Origin of the sequence: Pectobacterium sp. IFB5596, from assembly GCF_021432585.1 — a bacterium.
GTDB lineage: Bacteria > Pseudomonadota > Gammaproteobacteria > Enterobacterales > Enterobacteriaceae > Pectobacterium > Pectobacterium punjabense.
In genome coordinates, this window is record NZ_LXFY01000001.1 from 850,218 (window position 1) to 864,010 (window position 13,793).

A 13,793-nucleotide genomic window follows, 5' to 3' on the forward strand; every position below is an offset into this window, starting at 1 on the left:
CCATTATGGGCGATAGTATTCTTTCACAAGCAGAGATTGATGCATTATTAAACGGTGACAGCGGTGATAGTGACGCTGATACAAATGCATCATCAAAAACGGATGGGGATGTAAAACCCTATGATCCGAATACTCAACGGCGCGTTATCCGTGAGCGTTTACAAGCATTAGAAATTATTAATGAGCGTTTTGCTCGCCAGTTTCGTATGGCTCTGTTTAACCTACTGCGCCGTAGTCCTGATATTACTGTGGGAGGGATTAAAATCCAGCCTTACCACGAGTTTGCCAGGAATCTTCCAGTACCGACGAACCTGAACTTGATTCACTTAAAACCACTACGTGGTACCGCGCTGTTTGTCTTCTCGCCAAGCCTGGTGTTTATCGCCGTAGATAACCTCTTCGGCGGCGATGGACGTTTCCCGACAAAAGTAGAAGGGCGTGAATTTACCCATACTGAGCAGCGCGTCGTGAAGCGTATGTTACGTCTGGCACTGGAGGCCTATGGTGAAGCCTGGAATGCGATTTATAAACTTGATATCGAATACGTGCGTTCAGAAATGCAGGTCAAGTTCACCAACATTACGACATCACCTAATGATATCGTTGTGACCACACCGTTCCATGTTGAAATCGGTTCCTTAACCGGTGAGTTTAACATCTGTATTCCTTTTTCAATGATAGAGCCGCTACGTGAACTGCTCGCGAACCCACCATTGGAAAACTCACGACAAGAAGATCAGAGCTGGCGGGATACCTTAGCCAAGCAGGTACAACATTCCGAGCTGGAGTTAGTCGCAAACTTTGTAGATATTCCGTTGCGACTTTCCAAAATTCTGAAGTTACAACCCGGCGATGTGTTACCGATCGACAAACCTGAAAAAATCGTTGCCCATGTTGATGGTGTACCCGTGCTGACCAGCACGTATGGTACATTGAACGGGCAATATGCTCTACGTGTTGAACATTTGATTAACCCTATATTGAATTCTCTGGATAACGAGGAACAGCCCCATGAGTGACACCAAGAAACCGTCCGACGACAAGGAATCAGTGGACGATCTGTGGGCTGATGCATTTAACGAGCAGCAGGCTGCAGAAAAACCGGCCGCGACAACGGAAGGCATTTTTAAATCGCTAGAAGGTCATGACCCGCTGGGTGCCCTGCAAGATATCGATCTGATATTGGATATTCCGGTCAAACTTACCGTTGAGCTTGGCCGAACCAAAATGACGATAAAAGAACTCCTACGCTTGACTCAGGGATCTGTTGTTGCGCTTGATGGCTTAGCAGGTGAACCACTGGATATCCTGATCAATGGCTACTTGATCGCTCAGGGAGAAGTCGTCGTCGTCTCTGACAAGTATGGTGTTCGTATTACCGATATCATGACACCTTCTGAACGCATGCGCCGCTTGAGTCGTTAATGGCAACCGTTTCAGTATCGTCCCCTACTTCAGTAGCAAGCCAACAATCAACTCTTGTTACTGGGCCACCACTTACTGGCAGCATGCTACTGACACAGGTCGGTAGCGTACTTGCCGGCATTTTGTTATTTATTCTACTCATTGCCTGGCTTGCCCGTAAACTCGGTTTTGCTCCGCAAGCCAAACAAAACAAGTTGCTAAAAGTCGTATCCAGTTGCTCTGTCGGCCAACGCGAGCGTGTCGTTATTGTCGAAGTGGATAATACCTGGTTAGTATTAGGTGTTACTCCTCAGCAAATCACACCACTGCATACGCTCCCAGCACAACCAACCAATGACAGTTCATCTGTAGGCGATAATAAGCCGGCAGATTTTAATCAACTGTTAAAGAGAGTTTTAAAGCGTCCGGAAAAATCGGAATGAGAGCGTTGTCTAGATATTGTCGTCCCACTACCTTTCTTCATATACTGCGCTGTAGCTTAGCCATCGGTTTATTATTCATGGCGCCGTCAGTATGGGCACAGCTTCCAGGAATTGTGACTCAACCGCTACCTAATGGCGGACAGAGCTGGACGCTATCAGTACAGACGTTGGTTTTCCTCACGTCATTAACTTTTATTCCCGCCGCATTGCTAATGATGACCAGCTTCACCCGAATCATCATTGTATTAAGTTTGTTACGCAATGCGTTAGGTACACCCACAGCACCACCAAACCAAGTGTTGCTAGGATTGACACTGTTCCTGACATTTTTTGTTATGTCACCGGTATTAAATCGTGTTTATGACGAGGCCTATCTTCCATTCAGCCAGGATCGAATCAGCATGGAAGTCGCCATCGAACGCGGCGCGGAACCAGTACGCGAATTCATGCTGCGACAAACGAGGGAAACCGATCTAGCACTGTTTACAAGGCTGGCAGAAATTCCAGAAATTCAGGGGCCTGAAGCGGTGCCGATGCGCGTACTCCTTCCCGCATTTGTGACAAGCGAATTAAAAACAGCTTTCCAAATTGGCTTTACCGTCTTTATTCCCTTCCTTATCATCGACCTCGTTGTTGCCAGTGTATTGATGGCACTGGGGATGATGATGGTGCCTCCTGCTACCATTTCTTTGCCTTTTAAACTCATGCTTTTCGTATTAGTCGATGGCTGGCAACTGCTACTTGGTTCATTAGCCCAAAGTTTTTACAGTTAGAGGAATGCGACTATGACGCCAGAATCGGTGATGGCACTTGGCTATGAAGCAATGAAAGTCGCATTGGCACTCGCTGCACCGCCTCTGATGGCGGCTCTGCTCAGCGGTCTGACTATTAGCCTCTTGCAGGCAGCTACCCAAATAAACGAAATGACATTATCGTTTATTCCTAAAATCCTAACTGTGTTTTTCACCTTAGTGATCGCTGGCCCTTGGATGTTAAACCTGATGCTGGATTACATGCGTACGCTATTCGGCCAGTTACCTAATATTATTGGGTAGACATGCTGACGTTTAACAGTTGGGACATGGTGAATTGGGTTAGCCAGTTTTTCTGGCCTTTTGTCAGAATTCTCGCACTGATCAGTACTGCGCCAGTCTTTAACGAAAGAGCGATCGCTAACCGAGTGAAAATAGGTCTGGGAGTGCTAATTACCCTACTCGTCGCGCCCTATTTACCGCTAAACACAACGCCCATTTTTTCTGTCGCGGGCGTGTGGCTGCTAATACAGCAAATCCTTATCGGTGTAACTCTCGGTTTGTCAATGCAGCTGGCATTTGCCGCTATTCGTCATGCGGGGGAACTCATTGGTTTACAGATGGGCCTCGCCTTTGCGACTTTCTTTGATCCGACTGGTGGCCCGAATATGCCAGTAATAGCTCGTTTCCTGAATATTCTCTCCATATTACTATTCTTAACCTTTGATGGACATCTCTGGCTGATCTCGTTATTGGCAGATAGCTTCTATACCCTGCCTATCAGCACTGCTCCTATTAATAGCCATGCTTTCCTCGCACTGGCGCGTGCCGGTGGATTGATTTTTATTAACGGATTGATGCTGGCTCTACCCATCATAACCCTCTTGCTCACTATAAACCTGGCGTTAGGCATGCTTAACCGCATGGCCCCCCAACTCTCAATATTTGTTGTTGGCTTCCCGATTACCCTCACTATCGGAATCATGACGATAGGCTTATTACTCCCGCTAATCCCACCATTCGCAGAACATTTATTCAGTGAGGTATTCGATTTACTCGCTGATATTCTTACCCAACTATCAGGCTCTTAGAGATATCTATAGAAAGTGCGTACGACACGAATTCCGCATCGGTAATTAAATGCGTTAATCCTAACTCGTTACATGGGTGCACAGACTATGATTGAGATAACTGGTGTTCAGATAATAACTACGCGGATATAGGTATACTAAGTGGTGAGAATGACATGAAAATGAATAGTGTGGAGAAGTTAAATACATTACTAGTAAAAAACGGCATGTCACCATTCAGTATAATGAAAGAGTGACATGCCTAAAAAATACGCCCGGTTTAAGCGTATTCAAATTTGAATGCAAAGAGTATCGCTCAGTTTCACTTATTACCGATTTGTCTGAAACAACGACATGCCTTGCATATTCTGAAATGCTGTATAAGAAGCCTGCAAGGAATCCCGTTGCATCATATAGGATGAAATAGCTTCGACCCAGTTGGTATCCTGCAACTGTGACAGCGTCGATTTGTTGGTCACATCACGGTCTTTACCGATAGCATCAAGATTATCAATTTCCTTAAGCTGAACACCCAATTCAGCTCGGACTGAAGAAATATTATTAAATGAATTCTTCAAACCACGGTTTGCTGTCTCTAACGCTGCCTCTATGCCGGACTTTGTTGCAGCATCAGCATTTGCAACAGGCGTTTCGAGCGCCTTAATTGCAATATCCAGTGTTTCAAACAACTTTGATTGAATATTACCATTCGGTTCTTTTTGAGCATCACCGGTGGTTTGTTCGAACACATAAGAACCAATATGGCTGACAGCCATATTTCGGGCAGCATCTACCTGCTGAGAAATTGCCTGGCTTCCGCCCACATATTTAACACCGGTGGCATCCTCAACAAAAGGAGCGGTGTCGGTTTTATAGCCAGCAAAGATATAATTACCATTACCATCGGTGCTGTTTGCCAAATTCAATAGCTCAGCCTTCATCCCACGCAGCCCTGTAGCAATGGACTTACGATCATCATCACTTTTTACACCACCACCGCTAATTACTTCCGTCAATGCACTGCTAATAGTATTAGTGCTCTTATCCAGAATAGACTCTTCCAATTCCATGCTTTGCTTAGCAAACGTACGTGCCAATGTGTACTGGCTGTTTTCTGATTGGGCCTGACCAAGCATAATCACATTCGCTGCCGCTATCGGATCGTCTGATGGATTCACAACACGTTTACCGGTTGATAACTGCTCACCCGTTTTTTGCCACGCAGCTAGACCATTAGTAACGCCTTGCATATTTTGCTGGTATATCATGCTGGTGCTTAATCGCATGGTATCAATTCCTCTTTCTTAACTGGTCAGATTAGCCACGGGCTGCTAAAAGAGCATCGAATATGGACTGTGCCGTTTTGATGACCTGAGCATTCGCCATGTAATATTGCTGATAACGCATCAAATCGCCATACTCTTCATCTAGATTCACACCAGATACAGACTGCTGTTCTGCCGTCAGTTGCTTGACAACGTTTTGCTGCGATGCGTTATTTATCTTCAGCGTGCTGGCCTGGTTGCCAATCGAACCAACTAGCCCTGCATACGCGCCAGATACGCTAGCTTTGCCACCTACGATTTTTTCATTTTGCAGCGCAAGTAACGCTTTGGCATTGGTGTTATCACTTACACCACCGAAAGGGATGGGCTTATTATCTGCATCAAAAGCGGCGGCGGCTGCAATTTTATTCGAATCGGAAATAGCCACTTTCATATCAATAATGACATCATTCACAGGCTTAAGCAGGAAGCTATCATTCGCTTCAGCGGTACCTGTCATGACCATCTTTATGCCATCAAAATTCAAACTGTTATCAGAAGTGTCAACCGTCGGCGTAATTTTCGAGTTGTCAGACAAACGAGTAACCTGCCAGTTACTGCCATCATACTTAATCGTATAATTACTGGCCTGCACACCTTTGGTATCAGTGTAAGATGGTGTTAATACCGCATCACCACCATTTTTGCTGTCATTTAGGACAACAGCTTTACCGAACGAGAAGAAGTTATCGCCAGCTTCTCCAGTACGATCATAACCTTTCTTATGCTGAGTATTAAACGCATCAGCAAATGCCAATGCTAACTGCCCTAACTGATTGCGCGTTTCATCCAGCGTCTCTGAACGGAAAGAGAGCAACCCACCTAATGAACCGCCGGTTAACGTGTTTTCATTCAACGTTACAACACCATTTGTCTGATCTTTATAACCAATGGTGAGGCGAGTCGCATCATTGCTCGAACCTATTGCAACCAATTGATTACTGCTACCTGCCTGAACTAAGTTAGTCCCATTTTTTAACGCGACGTTATAAACAGTTCCATCCTGAATAACAACATCAACACCGACTAATTTATTGAGTTGGTCAACCAAGTGATCGCGCTGATCGAGAAGATCATTAGGCATCGCACCGCTATTTGCGCCAAGCAACCGATTGATATCATTATTCAGCGATGCAATTTGATTGGTGTATGTATTAACCTGGCCGACAATACTTTGAATTTGCGTATTCAGGCCACTATCCATGTCACGCAAATATTTATCAGTAACTTTAAACTGGTTTACCAGCCCTTCAGCTTTACCCAGCACGGTTTGGCGAGTAGAGGAATCGCCAGAATTACTGGTGAGGTTCTGTAAGTTAGAAAAAAAGCCTTGTATCGCTGATGAAAGACTAGTGGTACTGCTGGCCAGCAGGTTATCAATTTTAGAGATCTGATCGTAATACGCAGAAACTGAACTGCTTGTCGTTTGTGCAGAACGCAATTGATTGTTAATAAATTCATTATATTGGCGATCGACGCTAACAACATTAACACCGTTGCCCATATATCCAGCTGAAGTGCTGCTACTAATTGCTTGTTCGATTATCGTATTTTGCCGACTATATCCAATAACAGCCTGATTACTAATGTTATTACTCACGGTACTCAGCGCAACCTGTGCACCTTTTAAGCCACTCATCGCGGTGTTAATTAAATTGGACATAGGGTGTTGTTCCTTTTACACAGGCTCTCTTCGCTCTGCGCAGTTAACTAAATGCTGAAAGCAGCAAATCTGCTACATAAGTTAATTACTTTATCGGTCAGAAAGTGCAAATCTTGAATAAAAAATCAAAATAGCCGACTCAAATCGTGGGTGTAGGCTTTCGCTACTTTCTCACCTGAGTTTTTCATTTGTTGGATCATGCTAACCAATTTCTGAGCATATTGTGGGTCTGTTGCATAACCCGCTTTTTGCAACGCATGGGCCGCTTGCTCAGCCGTTCCTGCACTCATCACAGCAGAATAGCGTGGGTTATTAGTCAGCAATTTCACATAGTCGCCAATGGCCTCAATGTAGGAATCATAAACCCTGAAACTGGCTTTTACCTTTTTGGCCACACCCTGCTCATACTCTGTCGTAGTTATCTCAGTTGTCGGCCCATTCCAGCTGCCGCCAGCTTTGATACCGAACAAATTGTGGCTTGGTCGCCCGTCTTCGGTAGGAATTTCACGCTGCCCCCAGCCAGACTCAAGCGCTGCTTGGGCGATGATAAGGTGATGAGGTATGCCACTACTCTGGCTGGCAATCTGAGCAGGCAAGGAAATCTGAGATACAAAATTACTATTAGATAATGGCAGAGCTGAACCGGTACTTGGCAATTTGGGGAGCGCTTTACGCACCATTTGCTCCACTGCCGCGATCGGCATGCTTTTGAGCACATCACCATCGAATGTTAATGGAGCAGAAGGTATAGCAGCTTTAGCTGCCGTGGCATCTGGAGATTGTCGGGTCAATTGCTCAACCATAACATCCGCGAGCCCTAGCCCCTTGCCCTTTGTTGAAATCTCTTGAGCAATTTGCTGGTCATACATTGAGGTATACAGACGCGTTTGATCGCTGCTAAAGAGTCCATCCTGCGGAATCGCAGAACGCATGCTTTTCATCATCAATTGAACAAACACGCCTTCCATCTGTTGCGCCACAGCCCTGATACCCTCTTTACTTTGAGGATTACCTGAGACTTCACGCTTCAACGTATTCAGGGACTGCGCATCATAGGCCGCATTATTCAGCGTCTGCATATCACTCATCAGATAATTTCCAGTTTGGCGCGCAAGCAGCCAGCACTTTGCATCGCCTGCAGAATAGACATCAGCTCCATCGGCGTCGCACCTAGAGAATTCAGTGCACGCACGACATTATTGAGGTTGGCACTGGAGTTAACTCGCTGTAATGCACCGCCAGCTTGCTGAACTGAAATCTCTGTTTGCGGAGTCACAACGGTCTGTCCCCCGCCGAATGGAGTATTCGGTTGGCTGACATTAGCTTGCTGGTTAATCGTCACAGAAAGGTTACCCTGAGCAATAGCACAGCTATCCAATGTGACATCGCGATTCATTACGACAGAACCTGTGCGAGAATTGATCACAACCTTGGCATCTTGGATACCGACGTTGACTTCAATATTTTGGACATCGGCCAAAAAGCGAACCTGGGAACTGTTACCATGCGGAGCCATTACCTGAATAGTACGAGAATCCAGCGGAGTAGCCGTACCACCATATCCAGAACGATTGATCGCATCGCTCACTTTCTGCGCCATTGAGAAATCGTCATTTTTCAATTGCAGCATAATCGTATTTGATGTGCCAAACGTACTAGGCAACTCTCGTTCAATAACCGCACCGTTGCTGATCCGTCCACCGGCTAGTTGGTTAACTTGAACGCTGCTTCCGCCAGCGGAAGCGCCAGCGCCACCGACCAAAACGTTCCCTTGAGCCAAGGCGTATACCTGATTGTCTACCCCTTTCAATGGGGTCATCAACAACGTCCCGCCTCGCAAGCTCTTCGCGTTACCGAGTGAAGACACAACAATATCAATATTTTGGCCTGTTCTGCCAAACGGTGGAAGTTCCGCCGTTACCATCACCGCCGCCACATTCTTCAACTGCATGTTAGTGCCGGCAGGGACAGTAATCCCTAATTGGGAAAGCATGTTAGTTAAGCTTTGCGTGGTAAACGGTGTCTGCATGGTCTGGTCACCGGAACCATCCAAGCCAACCACTAAACCGTAACCAATCAATGCATTACCACGTACGCCCTGGATATTAACCAGATCGCGAATTCTCTCTGCCGACGCAGACGTAATATTCAGCGTCAGTAACGTCAGCAGTACAGTGAAAAATGATGCAATCCGCATGGCAGGCCTCTTAAGCTTAGAACGGAGAAACATTGAGGAAGAACCGCTGTAACCAGCCCATGTTTTGCGCTTCATTGATATAGCCATTCCCCACATATTCAATACGCGCATCCGCTACCTGAGTTGATGGCACCGAGTTGTTACCACTAATGGTTCTCGGATTTACCACGCCAGAGAAACGGATAAACTCTGTTCCCTGATTAATTGCAATTTGTTTTTCACCAACGACACTCAGGTTGCCGTTTGCTAATACTTGCCCCACCGTGACCGTAATCGTACCGCTAAACGTGTTATTGGCATTGGCACCGCCTTGCCCTGTGAAATCATTCGTCCCGGTAGCATTCAGCGCCGCACGGTTATTACCTAGCGGCCCTTCAAGATAACGCGGTGTTGTCGCTACCCCAAACGTTGATGCCCCATTACGCGCAGCATTCGCTGATGAGCTTTTACTAGCGCTGACATTTTCCTGCAATACGATCGTCAATGTGTCACCAATATTACGTGGGCGACGATCCTCAAACATCGGCTGATAACCATAATTCATCGGCTGCACAGTTTGGAAAATAGAACCATTAGGACCCGCGAGTACTGGCGCCCCCGGCTGGGCAGTCGTAGGCCCAGTGACAACTTTATCATGCGGAATATAGGCGCAGCCGTTAAGTGCTAACATCGCGATCAATGCCAACAGACGGGGTCGGCGGAGTGGTTTGATAACCGACTTTGCATTCATTATCACTGCGGATATCGCCTTAAATTAATCTATTTCACATATTCACGGGGTAAATCAAAACCATATTCCTCATTTCGGTTATTTATGGTCTTCATTACCCCGTTAAACGCTATCTATGCTGCCACCACCAAATCACGCTCTCATTACTGGAATTAGCGGATTACAACATTACAGCTGAGTCAATTTCTGCAACATCTGGTCAGAAGACGAAATTGCTTTACTGTTGATCTCATAAGCACGCTGAGTCTGAATCATCGACACCAATTCCTCAGCCACATTGACATTGGAGGTTTCGACATATTTTTGATATAGCAGACCCGCACCATTCAAACCTGGGTTCGTTTCATTCGGCGCACCAGAACTGGCTGTTTCCAAATACAGATTTTCACCCATGCTCTCAAGACCGCTATCATTAATAAAGGTCGTCAGCGTCAACTGACCAATTTGGTTTGTTGCCGCCTGCCCCTGCAATTTAACGCTGACAATACCGTCACGACCAATATTGAGTTCAGTTGCATTCGCCGGAATAGTAATGGCTGGCTGAACCTGATAGCCGCTGGACGTCACTAACTGGCCGTTACCGTCAAGTTGGAAAGCACCGTCACGCGTATAAGCAGTCGTACCATCAGGCAACTGAACCTGAAAGAACCCCTGCCCTTTAATAGCAACATCCTTAGAGTTACCCGTCTCGGAAAACGTTCCTTGAGTATGAATACGCTCTGTTGATACCGGACGAACCCCGGTACCTAACTGCAAACCGGACGGTAGCATGGTTTGTTCTGAAGACTGAGCTCCGGGCTGACGAACAGTTTGATACATCAAGTCTTCAAACACCGCACGCTGACGCTTGAAACCATTAGTACTGACGTTTGCCAAGTTATTGGAAATAACGTCCATATTGGTCTGCTGAGCGTTCAAGCCGGTTTTTGCAATCCACAAAGAACGGATCATTTATTCACTCCTGTGCGCACTCGGCGCTTAACCCATTGCTAATATCTGATTAGCACGTTGTGCATTATCGTCAACGCTGCTAATGATTTTCATCTGCATTTCAAAGCGACGAGCATTGGCAATCATATCGACCATCGTATCGACCGTGTTCACATTACTGCCTTCAATTACACCCGGCATGATACGCACGGTGGGATCGTTTTGCAGCACATTACCACGTTGTTGCTGAGCCTGTTGCGTTAAGCGGAATAATCCATCATCAGATCGCTCCACTTCCTGACCAGTAGCCTTAACAAGCTTCAGACGACCTAACTGGGCAATAGTATTCGGCGGGTCACCCGCATTCAGTGCAGAAATCGTACCGTCAGGTGAAATACTGATTTGGGCTTGAGGAGGGATATCAATCGGTCCACCATCCCCCATCACCACTCGTCCCTGAATGGTCAACTGCCCATCAGCATTGATTTCCATATTACCATTACGGGTATACGCCTCACCGCCATTAGCCGTTTGCACTGCCAGCCAACTCTCTTTCGGTAAAGCGACATCCATTGCACGACCAGTATAATTCATCACGCCTTCGGTCATATCAGCGCCAGGCGTTGAAGCGACAACCAGCGTTCGGGTGGGCAGGGTTAACCCATTAACCGGCACAGCGCGCAGTGCTGAGAGTTGTGCACGGAAACCCGGCGTTGAAGCATTGGCCAAGTTGTTCGCAGTAATCGCCTGCTTTTCCAATGACTGGCTCGCACCACCCATTGCCGTATAAATCGCGTGATCCATGCAATGTCCCCGTTAGGATAATTAACGCATGCTAACTAACGTTTGCAGAATGGAATCCTGCGTTTTAATCGTCTGCGCGTTTGATTGGTAATTACGTTGCGCAACGATCATGTTGACCAATTCTTGGCCCATATCGACGTTTGAGGCTTCCGTCGATTTACCGATAAGCTTACCTAAATTCCCTGAACCAGCAACGCCAACGACCGCCTGTCCAGAACTTGCAGTTTCAGACCATACGTTATCCCCATTAGGCGATAAACCGCCAGGGTTAGCAAAGCCTACCAATACAATCTGGCCTAATGCTTGCTTCTGGCCATTGTTGTAACTACCTTCAATGATACCATTTTCTTGGATAGCAAACCCTGTCAGAGCACCTGGCGCGTAGCCATTCTGAACGGGGCTTTTATAGCTATAATCCGTGTTTTGCTGCACGCTACCGGTAAAATCAAGTGTGAACGTCCCCTGCGCTGCACCATTAGTCCCCGCGAGATCGACAGTAAGGGCTCCAGGCGTTACGCCGGTAATCGCATTGGGGGACGGATTCTGGGAAAGTAATGCACCATTGGCACCAAAAGTCAGCGTGCCAACATCTTGATATTTAGGGGATGCTGCAGAAGCATCTCGTGCATAGGTTTTCCAGTTATTATCGCTAACCTTAACGAAATACAGCGTAAAATCGTGCTTATTCCCCTGACTGTCATAAGTCGTCAACGACGTTGAATTGTTAAAGGTACCTTCTTGACCCTCTGTACTTAACACCGGAGGTGTAGCTGTAGGGTTTGCGGCAACCCAAGGCTTGGCAGGTTTAGCGTCAGATGATTTCAAGCTGGCAATAAGGGACGCAGTCGTCGTCGCGCTAGCAAACATATCGCCATTAGGAATGGTCAGCGGCTGTGGATCGCCCCCAGTTTGGATAACCGGTGGAGCCCCTACTGCCGGGTAACCCGTCAGTTGCATACCTTGTGCATTAACGATATTACGCCCGTTCAGCATAAACTGACCATTACGGCTATAATAAGTGGCACCATTGCTATCTTGCATGCGATAAAAACCAGCACCGCTACTAATCGCAACATCTAGGTCTCGAGAAGACGACGTGATGGTGCCATTGGAGAAATCTTGCAGCACAGATGCAACCTGCACACCCATACCGACTTGTGACCCTGCAAACATATCACCAAATGTCACATTACTAGATTTAAAACCCACTGTTGCAGAGTTAGCAATGTTATTACCAATAACATCCAGGTTCTTAGATGCTGCATTTATGCCACTGATTGCCTGAGAAAAACTCATGTTGCTCTCCAGATAAATTGATTAATCATATTCCAGATTGTGGGTACCACTGGAATACTATGAAATTTATGCCGTTACAGAATTTGCCTGACATCGTCCATGGTAGCTCTGCCGCGCAGCCCTAAATCCAGCAATGCACCGCTATCGCCACGAACAACACTATTCACAACCGCATAGCTCAATGGCTGAACAACCTGCTGCGCACCACCAGTGCTGGCAGCAACCGTAAAGGTATAAGCACCATCAGGCGCAACAGAGCCATCAGAAAGCTTACTGTCCCAGTTGAATGAGTGAACTCCCGCAGAAAGCGTCCCCAGTTCGATCGTACGAACTGCTTTACCCGTCGCATCATTGACAGTGACGGTGACAACTTCCGCTGCTTTTTCCAGTTCAACACCGAAGGGGGTACTGGTTTCCTTGCCAACAAGGATTTCTTTTCCTGGAACCATGACGCTGTGGCCAATCAGCGTTGTGGCTTGCATGGATTGATTGTTATTTATCTGGCCGGAGATAGAACCGAGTGTCGTGTTCAATTTCTCAATACCGCTGACCGTGTTGAGCTGAGCAAGCTGGCTTACTAGCTGATCATTGCTCATCGGATTCGTCGGGTCCTGATTCTTCAACTGCGCCACCAGAAGTGTTAAAAACTGATTTTGAAGATCGGCAGCACTGTTCTTATCTATCGGCGACGACGCAGACGTATTGGACGTATTCTGTGTTCTCGTTGCCGAGGAAGTATCATTTGTTGTGATAGACATTATTTCGCCTCCGATTATTGCCCGATCGTTAACGTCTTCAGCATCATCGATTTTGTCGTATTCAAGACTTCGACGTTTGCCTGGTAACTGCGTGATGCCGAAATGGTGTTCACCATCTCAGCCACTGGGTCAACATTCGGCATGCGAACGTATCCCTGCCCATCAGCTAGCGGGTTACCCGGTTCGTAAACCAGACGAGCAGGCGATGGGTCTTCGATAACATTAGCAACGCGTACGCCGCCAGTTGACTGCCCCGGGGCCGCATTCACTTCGAATACAACCTGTTTGGCACGATAAGGTTCGCCATCAGGTCCCGTTACGCTGTCTGCGTTAGCCAGATTACTGGCACTCACATTCAGACGCTGTGATTGCGCAGACAGTGCTGAGCCTGAAATTTCGAATATATTTAATAACGACATGA

General features: G+C 46.8%; 16 protein-coding genes. 6 read left to right on the forward strand and 10 right to left on the reverse strand.

Translation table 11 applies throughout. The features are described 5' to 3' along the window. The first annotated feature begins 5 nt into the window (after positions 1-5). From fliM to fliR, 6 genes are all read left to right on the forward strand, one after another. Positions 6-1,019, forward strand: a complete 1,014-nt coding sequence (gene fliM / locus A6301_RS04055; protein WP_205542846.1) for a flagellar motor switch protein FliM — start codon at positions 6-8, stop codon at positions 1,017-1,019. Continuing rightward, on the forward strand, positions 1,012-1,425 hold the full coding sequence (fliN, locus tag A6301_RS04060) for a flagellar motor switch protein FliN (protein ID WP_107167773.1): 414 nt from the start codon (positions 1,012-1,014) through the stop codon (positions 1,423-1,425). Before fliM ends, fliN begins: the two co-directional genes overlap by 8 nt. Continuing rightward, positions 1,425-1,847, forward strand: coding sequence for a flagellar biosynthetic protein FliO (fliO, locus tag A6301_RS04065; RefSeq protein ID WP_234257154.1), 423 nt, complete (start codon positions 1,425-1,427; stop codon positions 1,845-1,847). Before fliN ends, fliO begins: the two co-directional genes overlap by 1 nt. Positions 1,848-1,924: 77 nt before the next feature. Next, positions 1,925-2,620, forward strand: coding sequence for a flagellar type III secretion system pore protein FliP (gene fliP, locus A6301_RS04070; protein WP_205542848.1), 696 nt, complete (start codon positions 1,925-1,927; stop codon positions 2,618-2,620). 12 nt (positions 2,621-2,632) lie between these two features. Further along, positions 2,633-2,902, forward strand: a complete 270-nt coding sequence (gene fliQ, locus A6301_RS04075) for a flagellar biosynthesis protein FliQ (protein ID WP_039273449.1) — start codon at positions 2,633-2,635, stop codon at positions 2,900-2,902. Between the two features lie 2 nt (positions 2,903-2,904). Beyond that, entirely contained in the window at positions 2,905-3,690 is a 786-nt protein-coding gene (gene fliR / locus A6301_RS04080; protein ID WP_234257156.1) for a flagellar biosynthetic protein FliR, read from the forward strand. A 308-nt stretch (positions 3,691-3,998) separates the two neighbouring features. On the opposite strand, the gene flgL is transcribed toward fliR, so the two are convergent. From flgL to flgC, 10 genes are all read right to left on the reverse strand, one after another. After that, the gene (flgL, locus tag A6301_RS04085; protein WP_234257157.1) at positions 3,999-4,955 is read right to left on the reverse strand and encodes a flagellar hook-associated protein FlgL; all 957 of its coding nucleotides are present in this window, start codon (positions 4,953-4,955) and stop codon (positions 3,999-4,001) included. A 31-nt stretch (positions 4,956-4,986) separates the two neighbouring features. Continuing rightward, positions 4,987-6,657 carry a flagellar hook-associated protein FlgK gene (flgK, locus tag A6301_RS04090; protein WP_234257158.1) on the reverse strand — a complete coding sequence of 557 codons (1,671 nt, stop codon included), beginning with the start codon at positions 6,655-6,657 and terminating at the stop codon, positions 4,987-4,989. Between the two features lie 125 nt (positions 6,658-6,782). Continuing rightward, positions 6,783-7,745, reverse strand: a complete 963-nt coding sequence (flgJ, locus tag A6301_RS04095) for a flagellar assembly peptidoglycan hydrolase FlgJ (RefSeq protein WP_234257159.1) — start codon at positions 7,743-7,745, stop codon at positions 6,783-6,785. Then, positions 7,745-8,854: a flagellar basal body P-ring protein FlgI gene (locus A6301_RS04100; RefSeq protein ID WP_234257160.1), complete on the reverse strand. Its 1,110-nt coding sequence runs from the start codon at positions 8,852-8,854 to the stop codon at positions 7,745-7,747. Before A6301_RS04100 ends, flgJ begins: the two co-directional genes overlap by 1 nt. A gap of 16 nt (positions 8,855-8,870) precedes the next feature. Next, on the reverse strand, positions 8,871-9,584 hold the full coding sequence (locus A6301_RS04105) for a flagellar basal body L-ring protein FlgH (protein WP_234257161.1): 714 nt from the start codon (positions 9,582-9,584) through the stop codon (positions 8,871-8,873). Between the two features lie 168 nt (positions 9,585-9,752). Further along, on the reverse strand, positions 9,753-10,535 hold the full coding sequence (gene flgG, locus A6301_RS04110) for a flagellar basal-body rod protein FlgG (protein WP_234257162.1): 783 nt from the start codon (positions 10,533-10,535) through the stop codon (positions 9,753-9,755). Between the two features lie 27 nt (positions 10,536-10,562). Then, on the reverse strand, positions 10,563-11,318 hold the full coding sequence (locus A6301_RS04115; RefSeq protein ID WP_039471458.1) for a flagellar basal body rod protein FlgF: 756 nt from the start codon (positions 11,316-11,318) through the stop codon (positions 10,563-10,565). A gap of 21 nt (positions 11,319-11,339) precedes the next feature. Continuing rightward, a complete protein-coding gene (gene flgE, locus A6301_RS04120; RefSeq protein WP_234257163.1) occupies positions 11,340-12,614 on the reverse strand; it encodes a flagellar hook protein FlgE in 1,275 nt (424 codons plus the stop codon). A gap of 74 nt (positions 12,615-12,688) precedes the next feature. Beyond that, positions 12,689-13,372, reverse strand: coding sequence for a flagellar hook assembly protein FlgD (gene flgD / locus A6301_RS04125; protein ID WP_234257164.1), 684 nt, complete (start codon positions 13,370-13,372; stop codon positions 12,689-12,691). 14 nt (positions 13,373-13,386) lie between these two features. Next, positions 13,387-13,791, reverse strand: a complete 405-nt coding sequence (gene flgC, locus A6301_RS04130) for a flagellar basal body rod protein FlgC (RefSeq protein ID WP_015840801.1) — start codon at positions 13,789-13,791, stop codon at positions 13,387-13,389. Positions 13,792-13,793 lie beyond the last annotated feature (2 nt).